The organism is Chromobacterium sp. S0633, assembly GCF_024158805.1.
GTDB lineage: Bacteria > Pseudomonadota > Gammaproteobacteria > Burkholderiales > Chromobacteriaceae > Chromobacterium.
The window spans coordinates 13053-29777 of record NZ_JAMZGH010000032.1 but is presented as its reverse complement, the minus strand read 5'-3'; the positions used below and the strand labels follow the sequence as shown (position 1 = coordinate 29777).

General features: G+C 66.2%; 15 protein-coding genes. 6 read left to right on the top strand and 9 right to left on the bottom strand.

Going from position 1 to position 16725, the window contains the following annotated elements; translation table 11 throughout:
* Position 1: 1 nt before the first annotated feature.
* Positions 2 to 1852: a phosphogluconate dehydratase gene (gene edd / locus NK214_RS18175; RefSeq protein ID WP_253315158.1), complete on the bottom strand. Its 1851-nt coding sequence runs from the start codon at positions 1850 to 1852 to the stop codon at positions 2 to 4.
* A gap of 254 nt (positions 1853 to 2106) precedes the next feature.
* Between edd and zwf the strand changes: the two genes are divergently transcribed.
* The 5 genes from zwf (at position 2107) to pgi (ending at position 8095) form a co-directional block, all read left to right on the top strand.
* Complete coding sequence (gene zwf, locus NK214_RS18170) at positions 2107 to 3585, top strand: glucose-6-phosphate dehydrogenase (protein WP_253315157.1); 1479 nt, start codon at positions 2107 to 2109, stop codon at positions 3583 to 3585.
* A 306-nt stretch (positions 3586 to 3891) separates the two neighbouring features.
* Positions 3892 to 4569, top strand: a complete 678-nt coding sequence (gene pgl, locus NK214_RS18165; protein ID WP_107801509.1) for a 6-phosphogluconolactonase — start codon at positions 3892 to 3894, stop codon at positions 4567 to 4569.
* Positions 4550 to 5575 (top strand): glucokinase, encoded by a 1026-nt coding sequence (locus NK214_RS18160; RefSeq protein ID WP_107801508.1) that lies wholly within the window; start codon positions 4550 to 4552, stop codon positions 5573 to 5575. Before pgl ends, NK214_RS18160 begins: the two co-directional genes overlap by 20 nt.
* A 4-nt stretch (positions 5576 to 5579) precedes the next feature.
* Positions 5580 to 6431 (top strand): transcriptional regulator HexR, encoded by an 852-nt coding sequence (hexR, locus tag NK214_RS18155; protein ID WP_048415130.1) that lies wholly within the window; start codon positions 5580 to 5582, stop codon positions 6429 to 6431.
* A 5-nt stretch (positions 6432 to 6436) separates the two neighbouring features.
* Complete coding sequence (gene pgi, locus NK214_RS18150; RefSeq protein ID WP_107801507.1) at positions 6437 to 8095, top strand: glucose-6-phosphate isomerase; 1659 nt, start codon at positions 6437 to 6439, stop codon at positions 8093 to 8095.
* Positions 8096 to 8289: 194 nt separating this feature from the next.
* Here pgi and NK214_RS18145 read toward each other — a convergent pair whose 3' ends face one another.
* The 6 genes from NK214_RS18145 to NK214_RS18120 form a co-directional block, all read right to left on the bottom strand.
* Positions 8290 to 8967 (bottom strand): META and DUF4377 domain-containing protein, encoded by a 678-nt coding sequence (locus NK214_RS18145; RefSeq protein ID WP_227106041.1) that lies wholly within the window; start codon positions 8965 to 8967, stop codon positions 8290 to 8292.
* A 65-nt stretch (positions 8968 to 9032) separates the two neighbouring features.
* Positions 9033 to 9707 carry an META and DUF4377 domain-containing protein gene (locus NK214_RS18140; protein WP_227106042.1) on the bottom strand — a complete coding sequence of 225 codons (675 nt, stop codon included), beginning with the start codon at positions 9705 to 9707 and terminating at the stop codon, positions 9033 to 9035.
* 317 nt (positions 9708 to 10024) lie between these two features.
* Entirely contained in the window at positions 10025 to 11401 is a 1377-nt protein-coding gene (locus NK214_RS18135; RefSeq protein ID WP_107801504.1) for an NAD(P)(+) transhydrogenase (Re/Si-specific) subunit beta, read from the bottom strand.
* 9 nt (positions 11402 to 11410) lie between these two features.
* Positions 11411 to 11707: a proton-translocating transhydrogenase family protein gene (locus NK214_RS18130; RefSeq protein WP_019101645.1), complete on the bottom strand. Its 297-nt coding sequence runs from the start codon at positions 11705 to 11707 to the stop codon at positions 11411 to 11413.
* A gap of 10 nt (positions 11708 to 11717) precedes the next feature.
* Positions 11718 to 12839 (bottom strand): Re/Si-specific NAD(P)(+) transhydrogenase subunit alpha, encoded by a 1122-nt coding sequence (locus tag NK214_RS18125; RefSeq protein ID WP_253315156.1) that lies wholly within the window; start codon positions 12837 to 12839, stop codon positions 11718 to 11720.
* A 463-nt stretch (positions 12840 to 13302) separates the two neighbouring features.
* The gene (locus tag NK214_RS18120; protein WP_227106043.1) at positions 13303 to 14028 is read right to left on the bottom strand and encodes an ABC transporter substrate-binding protein; all 726 of its coding nucleotides are present in this window, start codon (positions 14026 to 14028) and stop codon (positions 13303 to 13305) included.
* A gap of 327 nt (positions 14029 to 14355) precedes the next feature.
* On the opposite strand from NK214_RS18120, the gene NK214_RS18115 reads away from it, so the two are divergent.
* Positions 14356 to 15291 carry a GlxA family transcriptional regulator gene (locus NK214_RS18115; RefSeq protein WP_253315155.1) on the top strand — a complete coding sequence of 312 codons (936 nt, stop codon included), beginning with the start codon at positions 14356 to 14358 and terminating at the stop codon, positions 15289 to 15291.
* 8 nt (positions 15292 to 15299) lie between these two features.
* On the opposite strand, the gene NK214_RS18110 is transcribed toward NK214_RS18115, so the two are convergent.
* Positions 15300 to 15770: a thioesterase family protein gene (locus tag NK214_RS18110; RefSeq protein WP_253315154.1), complete on the bottom strand. Its 471-nt coding sequence runs from the start codon at positions 15768 to 15770 to the stop codon at positions 15300 to 15302.
* Complete coding sequence (locus NK214_RS18105; protein WP_107801499.1) at positions 15763 to 16725, bottom strand: L-carnitine dehydrogenase; 963 nt, start codon at positions 16723 to 16725, stop codon at positions 15763 to 15765. The genes NK214_RS18110 and NK214_RS18105 overlap by 8 nt, the downstream gene beginning before the upstream one ends.

Below are 16725 nucleotides of genomic sequence, written 5' to 3'. Positions count from 1 at the left end.
TTCATTTTCTCCAAGAAGCGGGGTGGAAGTCGGGATGGCGGAAGCTGGTGGCGCCGGCTTCGGCGTGGTCGGCCACCGAACGGAACACCGCGAACAAGTCCCGTCCCATGCCAAAATCATTATGCGTCAGGTCGGCCTGCGCCGGTTCGCGCGCGGCCCATTCGGCCTCGTCCACCAGCACGGTCAACTCGCCGCTATTGGCGTCCAGCCGCACCGGGTCGCCGTCGCGCACCTTGCCGATCGGTCCGCCGGACAGGGCTTCCGGTGAGACGTGGATGGCGGCCGGCACCTTGCCGGAGGCGCCGGACATGCGGCCGTCGGTGACCAGGGCCACCTTGAAGCCGCGCTCCTGCAAAATGCTCAGGGCCGGGGTCAGTTTGTGCAGTTCCGGCATGCCGTTGGCGCGCGGGCCCTGGAAGCGGATCACCGCGATGAAGTCTTTTTCCAGCTCGCCGCGCTTGAACGCCGCCAGCATGTCGTTCTGGTCGTGGAAGATCACCGCCGGCGCTTCCACCACCCGGTGTTCCGGCTTGACCGCGGACACCTTGATCACCGCGCGGCCCAGCTTGCCGGACAGCAGCTTGAGGCCGCCGTCGGCGGAGAAGGGGTCGGCGGCGGTGCGCAGCACGCTGTCGTCGCCGCTGTCGGCGGGCGCGTCCCGCCATTTGAGTTCGCCCTGATCCAGCCACGGTTCCTGCGCGTAGCGAGACAGGCCGCGGCCGGCCACGGTGCCCACGTCCTCGTGCAGCAGGCCGGCGGACAGCAGTTCGCGGATCACGAAGCCCATGCCGCCAGCGGCGTGGAAGTGGTTCACGTCGGCCTTGCCGTTGGGGTAGGCGCGGACCAAGAGCGGCACCACGGCGGAGAGCTCGTCGAAATCGTCCCAGTTCACGTCGATGCCGGCGGCGCGGGCGATGGCGACGATGTGCATGGTGTGGTTGGTGGAGCCGCCGGTGGCCAGCAGGCCGACGATGGCGTTGACGATGGACTTCTCGTCTATCATCTCGCCCACCGGGGTGAAGGCCTTGCCCTGGGCGGCGATCTTGGCCGCCTGCTTGGCGGCGGCGCGGGTCAGCGCCTCGCGCAGCGGGGTGCCCGGGTTGACGAAGGCGGCGCCGGGCAGGTGCAGGCCCATGATCTCCATCAGCATCTGATTGGAGTTGGCGGTGCCGTAGAAGGTACAGGTGCCGGGACCGTGGTAGGACTGGCATTCGGATTCCAGCAGCGCGTCGCGGCCCACCTTGCCTTCGGCGTACAACTGGCGCACCTTGGCTTTTTCATCGTTGGCGATGCCGGTGGTCATCGGACCGGCGGGAACGAACACCGCCGGCAGGTGGCCGAAGGACAGCGCGCCTATCAGCAAGCCGGGCACGATCTTGTCGCACACGCCCAGATACAGCGCGGCGTCGAACATCTGGTGGGACAGCGCCACCGCGGTGCTCATCGCGATGATGTCGCGGGAGAACAGGGACAGCTCCATGCCCGGCTGGCCCTGGGTCACGCCGTCGCACATCGCCGGCACGCCGCCGGCGAACTGGGCGGTGGCGCCGGCCGCCAGCGCCGCCTCCTTCAGCTGCGCCGGATAGGTTTCCAGCGGCTGGTGGGCGGACAGCATGTCGTTATAGGAAGAGACGATGGCCAGATTGGGGCGGTGCTCTTCCTTTAGATGTATCTTGATGCCGTCGGGCATGGCGGCGAAGGCGTGGGCCAGATTGGTACACGACAATTGCGAGCGCTCCACCCTTCCCTGATGGGCTGCTGCGCGCAAGCGGTCCAGGTAGGCGGCGCGCGTTGCCCGGCTCCGGTTGACGATGCGCTCGGTAACGGCGGACAGGGTGGAATGCAAGGCCATGATGACGTTCCGTGTTGAAGTGGGTTGATAGTAGTTTTACTACACTCAAAATGCAAGACGCGCTCCAGCGCCGTCCCGCCATGATACGCCCGGCGGCGCGAGGCAACACCCGCCAGTGCTGCGATTGGGAGAATTGTTTGCTTTGGGGCAAAAGGTGTTGCAAAAGCGGCCTGCGTCAGTGAGATGACATGGACAAGGTAAAAGCTGGTGGTAATATAACTACATCTACAAACGTCTCGAGATGGAAGATCAGGATGGATACCCGTACTACGCCAACCCCGGCCTTCGATATGGTCTTGTTCGGCGGCGCCGGCGATCTGGTGATGCGCAAGCTGCTGCCCTCCTTGTATCAGGCGCACGCCGCCGGCCTGCTCAATCAGCAGGGCCGCATCCTGGCGCTGGGCCGCAAGGACTTGAGCCGCGACGACTACCTGGCCTTTGTCGAGAAGAACTCGCGTCAGCACGTCAAAGCCCATTTCGACGCCGCCGCCTGGGACAGCTTCTGTGCGCGGATCGAATACCTGAAAGTGGACGCCTCGCAGCCGCGGGATTTCCCGGCGCTGGCGGACAAGCTCAAGGGCGACGACGACCGCGTGGTGGTCTGTTATCTGGCCACCGCGCCCAATCTGTTCGCCGGCATCTGCGAGAACCTGGCGGCGGTGGGCCTCAATAGCGGCAATGTGCGCGTGGTGCTGGAAAAGCCGCTGGGCACCGACCTGGATTCCTCCAACGAGATCAACGACGACGTGGCGCGCTTCTTCAAGGAAGAGCAGCTGTACCGGATCGACCACTACCTGGGCAAGGAATCGGTGCAGAACCTGATGGCGATCCGCTTCGCCAACGCGCTGTTCGAGCCGCTGTGGCGGCGCGAATGGATACACGATGTGCAGATCACCATCTCCGAAGATCTGGGCGTGGGCAGCCGCGGCGACTTCTACGACGGCACCGGCGCGCTGCGCGACATGGTGCAGAACCACCTGTTGCAACTGCTGTGCATCGTGGCGATGGAGCCGCCGGCCAATATGGAAGCCGACGCGGTGCGCGACGAAAAGCTCAAGGTGTTGAAGGCCCTGCGCCCGTTCAGCGAACAGGACGTGGCGGCCAAGACCGTGCGCGGCCAGTACAAGGCCGGCGCCGTCGGCGGCCAGCCGGTGGTCGGCTATCTGAACGAGCAGGGCATCCCCGCCGACAGCCAGACCGAAACCTTCGTCGCGCTCAAGGCCGAGATCGACAACTGGCGCTGGGCCGGCGTGCCCTTCTTCCTGCGCACCGGCAAGCGGATGCAGGAGCGGGTCGCCGAGATCGTCATCAACTTCCGCGACGTGCCGCACCAGCTGTTCAACGGCCCGATGAGCGGCAGCCACACCGCCAACCGGCTGGTGATCCGCCTGCAGCCGGAAGAAAGCATCCGCCTGTACTTCCTGGCCAAGGAGCCGGGCGACAATATGCGCCTGCAGCCGGCCTACCTCGACCTGGACTTCTATAAAGCCTTCAAAGTGCGCCGCGCCGACGCCTATGAGCGCCTGCTGCTGGACGTGATCCGCGGCAAGCTGGCGCTGTTCATGCGCCGCGACGAGCTGATCGAGGCCTGGCGCTGGGTGGAACCCATCATGGACACCTGGAGCCATAGCAGCAATCTGCCGCCCAAGCAGTACACCGCCGGCACCTGGGGCCCGGCGGCGTCCAGCGCTTTGTTATCGCGCGATGGGATAGGCTGGCACGAGGAATGCTGAGCCGCATGGAGGCATCCATCTGCTGCGCGTCCCGATCTCGAATGCTGCGGTGCTCGCCGTACTACCGTACGGCTGCGCTTCTCGCTTCGACCTCGGGCCGCTCGCGACGATGGCTGTCCCATGCTGACCGTTTGTGGCGCGTCTCGATCTCGAATGCCGCGGTGCTCGCCGTACCATTGTACGGCTGCGCTTCTCGCTTCGACCTCGGGCCGCTCGCGACGATGGCTGCCCCATGCTGAGCGTCTCGTTTTAACTTCGGGCAGCACCGATGCTTGACCTTAACTTTTTACCCGCGGAGCGCCGCTGATGAACTGCGTAGAATTTTCCGATAGCGAGCAACAGTCCACCGCGCTGGCCAATAGCGTGGCCTCGCGGCTGTCCGCCGCCATCGCCAGTCAGGGCGCCGCCGTGCTGGCGGTGTCCGGCGGCAAATCGCCGATTCCCTTCTTCCACATGCTCAGCACCATGGCGATAGACTGGTCCAAGGTGACCGTCACCCTGGTGGACGAGCGTTTTGTGCCGGACAGCCATCCGGACAGCAACGCCGCGCTGGTGCGCGTCCACTTGCTGCGCGACCGCGCCGTGGAGGCGCGCTTCCTGCCCCTGGTCGGGGACGCCGCGGACATCGACGCCGACGTGGCGCGCGCCAACGCCGCTTTCGTTCCGCCCACCGTCGCCATCCTGGGCATGGGCGAGGACGGCCACACCGCTTCGCTGTTCCCCGGCGCCGACGAGCTGGCGGCCGGCCTGGACCCGGCGTCCGCCGCCGCCTTTCTGGCGGTGACGCCCAAGACCGCGCCGCACCGCCGGGTGTCGATGAGTTACGCCGCGCTCTTGCGCGCCGGCTGCCTGATCCTGTCCATCCAGGGCGACAAGAAGCGCCAGGTGCTGGACGCCGCCGCCCAGGGCGTCAGCGACGCGCTGCCCATCAGCCATTTCCTGGCTCAGAACAAGGTGGAGCTGGATGTCTACTGGTCTGCCTGAGCAATGGCCGCGGCTGCTGGCCGACATCGGCGGCAGCAACGCCCGCTTCGCGCTGGAGACCGCGCCCGGCGTGATCGAGGACATCGAGGTGCTGCCCTGCGCCGGCCATCCCACGCTGCTGGACGCGGTGCGCGCCTATCTGGACCTGGCCGGCGCGCGCGCGGTCGCCCACGCGGCTTTCGGCATCGCCAACCCGGTGCTGGGCGACTGGGTGCAGATGACCAATCACCATTGGGCCTTCTCCATCGAGGCCACGCGCCAGGCGCTGGGCCTGACCACGCTGTTGGTGATCAACGATTTCACCGCGCTGGCGCTGGCCCTGCCGCATCTGCCTGCGAGCGAACTGCTGCAAATCGGCGGCGGCGAGGCGGAAGCCGGCGCGCCGCTGGCGCTGATCGGCCCCGGCACCGGCCTGGGCGTGTCGGCGCTGATTCCCTATCCGGGCGGCCATGCGCCCTTGTCCGGCGAGGGCGGCCATGTCGGCTTCGCCCCGTTTGACGAGCGCGAGGCCGACATCTGGCTTTACGCGATGCGGCGCTTCGGCCACGTGTCCGCCGAGCGTCTGTTGTCAGGCTCCGGCATCCCCTTGATTTATCAGGCCTTGTGCGAGCGGGCCGGCGAAACGGCCGCGGCGCTGGACCCGGCCGAGGTCACCGCGCGCGGTCTGTCCGGCGCCTGTCCGCGCTGCCGCGAAACCCTGGAAGTGTTCTGCGGCATGCTGGGCGGCGCGGCGGCGAATCTGGCCCTGAATCTCGGCGCCCGTGGCGGCGTGTATCTAGGTGGTGGTATCGTGCCGCGTCTACGCGGTTTTTTTGAACAATCACCATTCCGCCGCCGCTTCGAGGATAAGGGACGGATGTCCGGCTATCTGGCCGCGATTCCGGTCTATCTGATCGTCAGCTCCTACCCGGCTCTGCCGGGCGTGGCCGCCCATCTGGCGGCCGAACTGGCGAGCGCCCGCGCCCGACTCCGGGCGCATCCTGACGACGGCGCGGCAGGAGAGTAAATACATGCTTGAACGTATCAGGAGCCAATTGGAGATCCTGTCCTCGGCCGAGCGCAAAGTGGCCGAGCTGGTGCTGGAACAGCCTTACACCGTGATCCAGGCGGCGGTGGCCGACATCGCCAAGAACGCCGGCGTCAGCCAGCCCACCGTGATCCGCTTTTGCCGCACCGTGGGCTGTTCCGGCCTGCCGGACTTCAAACTGAAGCTGGCCGGCAGCCTGGTCACCGGCGTGCCCTATGTGCATTCCAGCGTGCGCCCGGAAGATCCGACTTCGGAAATCGTCGCCAAGGTGTTCGACAACACCGTGTCCGCGCTGCTCAAGTGCCGCAACGACGTCAATCCGCAATCGATAGAATCCGCGGTCCGCTTGTTGACCGACGCGCGCCGCATCGAATTCTACGGCCTGGGCAACTCCGGCATCATCGCCGCGGACGCCCAGCACAAATTCTTCCGCTTCGGCATTCCCACCGTCGCCTATTCCGACACCCACATCCAGATGATGGCGGCCTCGGTGCTGGGCCCGGGCGACGTGCTGGTGGCGATCTCCAGCTCCGGCCGCACGCTGGAATTGCTGGAGGCCGTGGATGTGGCGCTGTCCGCCGGCGCCAGCGTGGTGGCGCTGACCACCAGCGGTTCGCCGCTGGCGCGCCGCTCCACCGTGGCCTTGATCGCAGACACGCTGGAAGACAATGAAACCTATAGCCCGATGATTTCGCGCATCGTGCACCTGGTGCAGATCGACATCCTGGCGGTGAGCGTGGCGCTCAAGCGCGGGCCGGGCCTGATCAGCCAGCTGGAAAAAACCAAGCACAGCCTGAAGAACCGAAGGCTGGACAACAAAACCGAAGAGGATTGACCATCATGAGCGAACTGACCGAACTACCGGCCTGGCAGGCACTATGGGACCATTTTGCCGAGGCCAAGCACCAGCACATGCGCGATTTGTTCGTCTCCGATCCGGAGCGGGCGGAGCGCTATGCGCTGGAGGTGGGCGGCCTGTTCCTCGATTACTCCAAAAACCGCATTACCGACGACACCCTGAAAGGCTTGATGCAGCTGGCGCGCGAAGCCGGGCTGCCGGCCAAGATCAAGGCCATGTTCAAGGGCGAGAAGCTCAACAGCACCGAAAACCGCGCGGTGCTGCACGTGGCCTTGCGCAACCGCACCAATTCGCCCATCCACGTGGACGGCGAAGACGTGATGCCCAAGGTCAACTCGGTGCTGGAGCGCATGGGCAAGTTCGCCCACGCGGTGCGCTCCGGCGAATGGCTGGGCTATACCAATCAGCCCATCACCGACATCGTCAACATCGGCATCGGCGGCTCGGACCTGGGTCCGCTGATGGTCTGTAGCGCGCTCAAGCCCTTCGGCCACCCGCGGCTGAACATGCACTTCGTCTCCAATGTGGACGGCGCCCAGCTCAAGGAAACGCTGAAAAAGGTCCATTCCGAGACCACGCTGTTTGTGGTGGAGTCCAAGACCTTCACCACCCAGGAGACGCTGACCAACGCGCTGACCGCGCGCGACTGGTTCTTGCAGCGCTCGCGCGATGAAAGCGCGGTGGCCAAGCACTTCGTCGCGGTGTCCACCAACCAGAAGGCGGTGGCGGACTTCGGCATCGACCCGTCGAACATGTTCGAATTCTGGGACTGGGTGGGCGGCCGCTACAGCCTGTGGTCGGCCATCGGCCTGCCCATCATGCTCTACCTGGGCGAGGAGAACTTCACCGAACTCCTCAACGGCGCCCACATCATGGACCAGCATTTCAGAAACGCGCCGTTCGAGCAGAACATGCCGGTGCTGCTGGCCATGATCGGCGTCTGGTACATCAACTACTACGGCGGCGGCAGCCATGTGATCGCGCCCTACGATCAATACCTGCACCGTCTGCCGGCCTTCATCCAGCAGCTGGACATGGAGTCCAACGGCAAGCAGGTGATGCTGGACGGCCAGCCGGTGAATTTCGAAACCGCGCCCATCATCTGGGGCGAGACCGGCATCAACGGCCAGCACGCCTTCTTCCAGCTTTTGCACCAGGGCACCCATATCTCGCCGATCGACCTGATCGCCTCGGTGCAGAACTGTTCCAGCCTGCCCGGCCACCATGAAATCCTGCTGGCCAACGTCTTCGCCCAGGCCGAGGCCTTCATGCGCGGCAAGACCGCGGACGAGGTGCGCGCGGAGCTGGCGGAGCAGGGCCTCAAGGGCGAGGCGCTGGAAGCGCTGGTGCCGCACAAGGTGTTCGGCGGCAACCGCCCCACCAACACCTTGCTGATGAGCCGCTTGAACCCGCGCAATCTGGGTTCGCTGATCGCGCTGTACGAGCACAAGATCTTCGTTCAGGGCGTGATCTGGCACATCAACAGCTTCGACCAGTGGGGCGTGGAACTGGGCAAGCAATTGGCCAAGACCATACACGCGGAACTGACCGGCAAGCTCAAGCACGCCGAGCACGACAGCTCCACCCGCCGTTTGATCGAGCTGTACCGCCAGGTCAACGCCGACGACTGCAAGTGCTGAGCCGGACGGCGGACCAATGAAAACGCGAGGCCTCGGCCTCGCGTTTTGTTTGGATCACGCCATCGCTGTGCACGGTCTGCCGCGCGGCGGCGATACGGCGTTGAAAACAGCCTCGAAATGCTCATGCGCCCTGTGTGCGCTCCGCTTTCTCCGCCGCAACGCCCGGTCTTGCTCGCGAGCTCGTGAATGGGCTGTTATTTCTTAACGACTTCCTGCTCCACCACCATGTCCAGCACCCAGCGGAGGGACGAAGCGTCGGCCGGCGGGTTCGCCACCTTGAATTCCTTCAGGCGCAGACGGTAGGCGATGCCCGGCTCCGGCTTGAAGCCCTCGATCTCGCCGTAGTGCAGCTGCCACGGCTGATCCTTGCTTTCGCGGATCTGCAGGCATTGCATCGGCGCCACGCCGGTGCAGGGCTTGCGCTCGGCGGCGACGTAGACGAAGCGGGTGACGCCGCCTTCCAGCGAGGGCTGGCGGTCAAAGCTCAGCGTCTTGTCGCCGGCCTGCAGGGTCAGCTTGTCGCCGGCCAGCTTGACCGCGGGCTTGGCGCCCAGGAAGGCGGCCAGCGCGCGGTCGCGCTCCATCGCCTCCGGCGGACACATCATCAAGGTGCTGGCCAACTGCTTGCTGACCAGCTTGCCGCCTTCCAGCGACACCGGGCCGAACATGCCGTTGCAGCCGGCGCGGGCGGACACGCCGCCGTCCTTGAAGCTGAGAGTGATCGGGTGTTCGGCGGCGTCCTGCTTCCATTGGCCGGCCAGCGCCTCCAGTTTGATATCCGCTTGGGCGTCCATTTTGGCTCCGGTTTGCGGGGTGGCGCAGGCGCTCAGGGCGGCTGCGGTCAGTGCGGCGAGCAAAAGCGATTTTTTCATTATCGATGTTCCGTGGTTAAAGGCGGGGACGGGCTGCGGTTGGAGCGCCCGTCGTTCTCAAGAGTTCAGCGCAGCTTGCTGACTTCCTCGCTGTAAACGATGCGGTCCAGCGTCCAGCGCGAGCCGGCGTCGGCCTGCTCCGCCGGTTTCAGCTTGATGTAATAGCTGACGCCGGGCTTGGGGTGGAAGCCGGCGATTTCGCCTTGCAGCGGCCGCCAGCTCTGTTCCGCGCGTTCGCGCACCTGCAGGCAGTCGCGCGCGGCTTCGCCGTTGCGGCAGGCCTGGCGTTCCGGTGCCACGTACAGGTATTGCAGCTTGGCCGGCTGCGCCGCCGGATCGGCGTCCGGGGTCAGGCGCACGAAGCGGTATTCGGCGCGCTCCGATTTCAGCACCAGTTTCTGCGCGCGGCCGTCCGGCAAGACGCGGAAGGGGCTGGAGAGGAAGGCGACGAAGTGCTGCTCCATCTCCATCAGCGGCGGCCGGCAGGCCATGCGGGTGGTGGCCACCTGCGGCTTGCCCTGGGCGTCCAGGGTGCGGACGAAGCGGTTGCAGCCGGCGAAGCCGGTCATCTTGCCCGGGTGGAAAGCCAGGGTGGGCGCCGTTTGGCCCACCGGCGCGGGTTCCACCATCCGCCATTCGGTTCCCTGCAGATTGGGCATGGCCAGCGCCGGCAGCGGCAAGGCCAGCGCGCCCAGCCACAGCGCCGCCAGGCGCCGGGCGGAGAAGCCAGTATTTTGCATTGCCATACTCCATGTATAAACAAAAACTAATATTTGTTTACAATACACCGGGCAAGCGCCGCTTGTGAAGCGCGGCGGGGCGGAAAAGCGGGGATAGAAATAGATGGAAACAAAAAACCGCCCAAGCTTAAAACATTGGGCGGTTTTGAAATGCCGGAGGCATGGGGCGGCGCCTTAGAGCCTGTTCAAAGTCTCGTGAGCAAGAGCGAGACAAGGCGAAAACGAGCGAAAAAGCGGAATGTACAAGTGGTACATGAGCATTTTGAGCTCGTTTTCAACGCCGTATCGCTGAAGCGCAGCAGACATTGAACAGGTTCTTACAGCTGCTCCACTCCCCTGAGCAACTCCTCCACCACCTTCTTGGCGTCGCCGAACACCATCATGGTCTTGTCCATATAGAACAGCTCATTGTCCAGACCGGCGTAGCCGGCGTTCATCGAGCGCTTGACCACGATCACGCTGCGCGATTTGTGCGCGTCCAGGATGGGCATGCCGTAGATCGGGCTGGTCTTGTCCTTCTGCGCGGCCGGGTTGACCACGTCGTTGGCGCCTATCACCAGCACCACGTCGGTGTTGGAGAAGTCGGAGTTGATCTCCTCCATCTCCTGCACCTGTTCGTAGGGCACCTCGGCTTCGGCCAGCAGCACATTCATATGGCCCGGCATCCGGCCCGCCACCGGGTGGATGGCGTAGCGCACGTTGACGCCTTTCTGATGCAGGATTTCAGCGAACTCCTGCAAGGCGTGCTGGGCGCGGGACACCGCCAGGCCGTAGCCGGGCACGATGATCACGCTGTCGGCGTTGGCCATCAGGAAGGCCGCGTCCTCGGCGGAGCCGGATTTGTGGTTCTTGGGCCCGCCGTCGCCGGCGCCGCCGCCCGTGCCCGCCTCGGCGCCGAAGCCGCCCAGCAGCACCGCGACGATGGAGCGGTTCATCGCCTTGCACATGATGTAGGACAGAATCGCGCCGGAGGCGCCGACGCAAGCGCCGGCGATGATCAGCACCGGATTGTTCAGCGTGAAGCCGATGCCGGCGGCCGCCCAGCCGGAGTAGGAGTTGAGCATGGACACCACCACCGGCATGTCGGCGCCGCCGATCGGAATGATCAGCGTCACGCCCAAGGCCAGCGCGATGGCGAGCATGGTCAGGAAGGCGGCCTGGCTGTCGCTGAGGAAATAGACCACGCCGAAGCCGACCATGGCGACGGCCAGCAGCAGATTAAGCAGGTGTTGGCCTTTGAAGTTCACGGCCTTGGAGCCGAAGCGGCCGGACAGCTTGCCGTAGGCGATCACCGAGGCGGTGAAGGTGATCGCGCCGATGAAGGCGCCGATGAACAGCTCCACCTTTTGCACCTGGGTGTGCTCCACGCCGCTGTGGAAGATGGCCGCCACCGCGATCAGCACCGCGGACAGGCCCACCAGCGAGTGCATCGCCGCCACCAGTTCCGGCATGCCGGTCATCTGCACGGTCTTGGCCTTCCACGCGCCGATGGCGCCGCCGGCGACGATGGCGGAGGCGATCAGCGCCAACACCGGCTTGTCCATGATCAGCAGCGTGGTGGCCACGGCGATGAGCATGCCTATCATGCCGTAGAGGTTGCCGCGCAAGGCGGAGGCGGGGCTGGACAGGCCCTTGAGCGCCAGGATGAACAGCACCGCGGCTACGAGATAAAGAATTGCGGACAGGTTTTCCATCGTGGTCCCTTATTTCTTCTTTTTCTTGAACATGTCCAGCATCCTCTGGGTGACCAGGAAGCCACCGAAGATATTGATGCTGGCGAGGAAGATGCCGATGGTGCCCAACACCGAGGTGAGGGTGATTTCGGAACCGTTGATGTCCACCACCTGCAGCATGGCGCCGACGATGATGATGCCGGAAATGGCGTTGGTCACCGCCATCAGCGGGGTGTGCAGCGCCGGGGTGACGTTCCAGACCACGTGGTAGCCGACGAAGACGGCCAGCACGAAGACGGTGAGGCTGGTGATGAAAGGATCGACCATCTTGTTCTCCTTAATCGGCGGCGGGGAAGCGGACCTGGCCGGCGTGGGTCACCAGCGTGGCGGACAGGATCTCGTCTTCCAGATTGAGGTTCAGGCCTTCCGGCGTCAGCAGCAGGCCGAGGAAGGTCAGCAGGTTCTTGGCGTACAGGCTGGAGGCGTCCGCCGCCAGCAGGCCGGGCAGATTGGTCTGGCCGACGACGGTGACGCCGTTGTCCAGGCGCACGGTCTCGCCGGGGCGGGTCAACGCGCAGTTGCCGCCGGTTTCCGCCGCCAGGTCCACGATCACCGAACCGGGCTTCATCTCCGCCACCACCTCGGCCGACAGCAGCTTGGGCGCCGGCTTGCCGGGGATCAGCGCGGTGGTGATCACGATGTCCGCCGCCTTGGCGTGCTTGGCCACCAGTTCGCCCTGGCGCTGGCGGTAGCTCTCGGACATTTCCTTGGCGTAAACGCCGCTATTGGCCATTTTTTCTTCCTCGCTCATCGGCACTTCGATGAACTTGGCGCCCAGCGATTCCACCTGTTCCTTGGTGGCCGGACGCACGTCAAAGGCCTCCACCACCGCGCCCAGGCGCTTGCCGGTGGCGATGGCCTGCAGGCCGGCCACGCCCACGCCCAGGATCAGCAGCCGCGCCGGCTTCACCGTGCCGGCCGCGGTCATCAGCATGGGCATGAAGCGCGGGTAGTGCTGGGTGGCCAGCAGCACCGCGCGGTAGCCGGCGATATTGTTCTGGCTGGAGAGCACGTCCATGCTCTGCGCGCGGGTGCTGCGAGGCAGCAATTCCAGCGCGAAGGCGGAGACGCGTTTGGCGGCCAGCGCCGGCAGGTTGTGGTTGTGATAGGGGTTGAGCTGGCCAATCAGCGCCGCGCCGTCCTTCAGCGCGGCGATGCCGTCCTCGTCCAGCGGGCGCACCGTCAGCACGATGTCGGCCTGGGCCAGCGCCGCGGCGCGGTCCGCCGCGATGACGGCTCCGGCTTCCTGATAGGCCGCGTCCGGCTGCGCGGCCGCGAGGCCGGCGCCGCTTTCCACCGTGACGGCGTGGCCGCCGGCGACGAGCTTCTTCACCGTGTCCGGCGTAGCGGCCACGCGGTGTTCACCGGCCTGCCTCTCGGCTGGGATAGCGATATGCATGGTCTTCCTTTCCTGCGATTAGATAACAAAGTTTCCAGATAGCGAACGCCCGTGCGGCGCAAAATCGAACGAGCGTTTGAATTCAATTAAAGGCATGCGGGATTTTTCCGCGCAACACTTATATTGCCGACCGTATACCGTCGGACAATTTCGACGGTGAAAGGGCCGGATGCTAGCAAAACCCTACAGCAGCGATGTGACGTGAATCAGACAGAGGCCAGTCAGCGGCTGTTGGAGCGGGAATGCGGAAGAAAGACGGCGAAGCGGCCGTTGGCGGGCAGGCGGAACAAGGCGCGGAGGCGGGTGCGGCCGGTCGACGCGCATATGCTGCCGGCAAGGCTTATGCAGGACACTAGCGTTGATGGCGCGGCTTGTAAAGCTGCGACAAGCGCCAGTTGCCAGCCGGCGCGCGCGGCCGCGGCGGCGGGCGCCGGCTGTTGCGCGCGCGCGACGGCGGGGCCGGCTAGGAGGCCGGCCGCTGGGCTTCCGCCAGCAGCCGCGCCACGGTGCCGTCCTGCAGCATGGAGCGCATCGCCAGCGAGATGCGGCGCTTGTACGGGGAGCGCGGAGACAGGCCGATGCGGCGCGGCTCCGGCGAATACAGCAGCAGCGGCGCGCGTCTCACGTGTTGGCGGAATTCGGCTTCGGCGGCCAGCTCGGCGGTTTGGCGCTCGTCGGCGATCAAGGCGTCGATGCGGCCGGCCTTGAGCTTGCGGAAGTTGGAGTCCAGCGACGGGGCCGGCTCGCGCCGCAGGCGCAGATCGCCGTCGAACTCGTCCTGATAGCGGACGCCTTCCACCACGCCGATCAAAAAGGGATAGAGCTGGCGATAGCTGCGCAGCGGCCGCGGGTCGTCGGCGCGCTGGTACAGGGCCAGCCGGCTGCCGCTGGCGAAGGCGGGTTCGATGAAGTCGATGAATTCGCGGCGGGAGGCGGTGTTCTTCACGCCGATCACCACATCGGCCTTGCCCTGGCGCAGGTATTGCAGGCAGCGCGCTAGCGGGCAGGGCAGGAAGACCAGCCGCAGCTTGGCGCGCCTGGCCACCTCCCGCATCAGCTCGGTGTAAGGGCCTTGCGGCACGCCATGGGCGTCCATGGTCTTCCAGGGCGGGAACAGATTGTAGGCGAAGACCAGTGTCGGCTCCGCCGCCGCGCACTGCATGCCTGCCAGCAGGCAGACCAGAGCCAAAAGAGACTTGAGTTTCACAATGATGAACAGGTGCGAACGGGCGTCGGCGGCCCCGCGCTGCCGACTGCGGCCAGTGGGTCATTATCGGACGGCCTGGCGCGGCGCGGGCGGAAAAATTCACCGTTCCGAAAAAAACCATGGAAACAATATGGTATTGGAAATGTCCGCATCGGCAACCTGTCCCATTGGCTGGCGCGGCGCGGACCGGCGTGGATCGCCGCGCGTCGGCTTGCCGTTTTCAGTGGATGAACGGTAGGCTGTTGATTGTAAACATGTTTAACGAAGGCGCGCCATGGGTTTCATCATTGCCGCGGACAAGGGCTGAGCATGCGGGATTTCAGCTTTGTGCTGCTGCCCGAGTTTTCCATGCTGGGTTTGCTGGCGGCCACCGAGCCCTTGCGCGTGGCCAACCGCTTTCACGGCGGCGCCTATCGCTGGCGGCTGTTGAGCGCCGATGGCCGGCCGGTGGTCGCCAGCAACGGCATGTCCTTGGCGGCGCATGGCGGCTGGGGCGAGTCGGAGGCGGCCGACGCGGTGCTGGTGGTGGCCGGCTTTCATCCGCTGCGCCACGGCGGCGCCGGCCTGCTGGCCTGGCTGCGCGCTCAGGACGCCGCCGGCCGGGTGTTGGGCGGCATCGACACCGGCTGTTTCGTCCTGGCCGAGGCCGGACTGTTCCGGCAGCAGCGGCTGACCCTGCACTGGGAGGCGCTGCCGGCGTTCCGCGAGCGCTATCCCTTGCTCAACGCCACGCAGGAGCTTTACGAACTGGGGCCGCGGCGCATCAGTTCCGCCGGCGGCACCGCCTCCATCGACATGATGCTGGCCCTGATGGCGCGCAGCCATGGCCATGATCTGGCGGTGCAGGTTTCGGAGCAATTCGTGCTGGGGCGCATCCGCGCCCAGAGCGATCATCAAAGGCTGGAACTGGGCGCGCGTTACGGCGTGCACAGCCGCAAGCTGATCCAGGCCCTGGCCCTGATGGAAAAACATATGGACGCGCCGCTGGACAGCGCGGCCTTGGCGGCCGGGGCGGGGGTGACGGCGCGTCAGCTGCAACGCTTGTTCCGCGCCCAGTTGGGCGCGGCGCCCAATGTCTTTTACCTGGGCCTGCGCCTGGAACACGGCCGGCGCTTGCTGCGCCAGAGCGGGCTCAACGTCACCCAGGTCAGCGCGGCGTGCGGCTTCGAGTCCGCCAGCTACTTCGCGCGCGCCTATCGCCGCCGCTTCGGCTGCGCGCCGGGGACGGAGCGGGGCGAGGCGTGAGCCGCTTCTCAGCGCATCTCGATGCGGCGGCCGCAATCCTCGGGCCAGGGCAGGCCGGCTTGCCGCCGCGCCAGCGCGTCCAGGCTGTGCCGCACCGGCGCGGAGAACGGCGCGCTCCGGCCCAGCCCGGGGTCCACATTGAGCAGCATCAGCTCGCAGCCGGCCGCGGCGTCGGCCTCCTCGTCGCGATGCAGGCTCAGATAGAGCCGCAGCCGCTTGGCGTCGTGCTCCAGCAGCCGCCCCTCCACCCTCAGCTCGGCTTGTTGGCGGATTTCGTGCAGATAGCGCAGATGCAGCTCCGCCGTGTACAGGGTGTGGCCGCCGCGCTCGCGCGCCGCGGCGTCCATGCCGATGCGCTCCATCAGCGCGTCCACCGCGTGGCTGAACACCAGCAGGTAATAGGCGTCGCGGACATGACCGTTGTAGTCCAGCCATTCCGGCCGCGTTTGCGCGCGGAGCAGAACGAGGCGCTTATTCATGCGCGGCCAGCCCATGCTTGCGCTTGGCGGCCGCCACCGCTTCCATGATTCCAATCAGGCAGTCGTCGCGATAGCGTTCCAGATCGGCGATGGAGCGTTGACCCAGCTGGCGCGCGCAACCGTCCACCACCCGGTCTATCAGCGCCTCGCTCAAGTCCGGGGCCGGCAGCCGGGTCCAGGGCAGTTGCAGCGCCGGGCCGAACTGGCTCAGAAAGTGGCGCATGCCGGCTTCGCCGCCGGCCAGGGCGTAAGTCTGGAAGGTGCCCATGAAGGCCCAGCGCAGGCCGGCGCCGAAGCGGATGGCGTCGTCGATTTCGCCGGTGGTGGCCACGCCGTCGTTGACCAGGTGCAGCGCTTCCCGCCACAGGGCCTCCAGCAGCCGGTCGGCGATGAAGCCGGGCACCTCGTGACGCACGCGCAGCGGCCGCATGCCCAGCGCCGTATAGACGCGCTCGGCGGCGTCCAGCGCCTGCGGCGCGGTGTCGCGTCCGCCCAGCACCTCGACCAGCGGCAGCAGATAGACCGGATTGAAGGGATGGCCCACCACGCAGCGCGCCGGACGGCGGACATCCTGGTAAAACTCGGAAGGCAGCAGGCCGGAGGTGGAGGAGGCGATGATGACCGTCTCCGGCGCGGCCGCGTCGGCGCGGCGATGCAGCTCCCGTTTCAGCGCCAGCGTTTCCGGCGCGCTTTCCTGGATGAAGTCGGCGGCGGCGGCGCAGTCTTCCAGCCGGGAGACGAAGCGCAGCCGCTCGGGCGCGGCGCCGGCGGCCAGGCCGCGGCGTTCCAGCGCCGGCCAGGCGCGCTCCACTTGGGCGCGCAGACGCGCTTCGGCCTGCGGCGCGGGGTCCCAGGCCAGCACGTCGCGGCCGGCCGCCAGCGCGCGGCAGGCCCAGCCGCCGCCGATGACGCCGGCGCCCAGCAGGCCCAGGGTGGCGATGTCGGTACGGTGCAT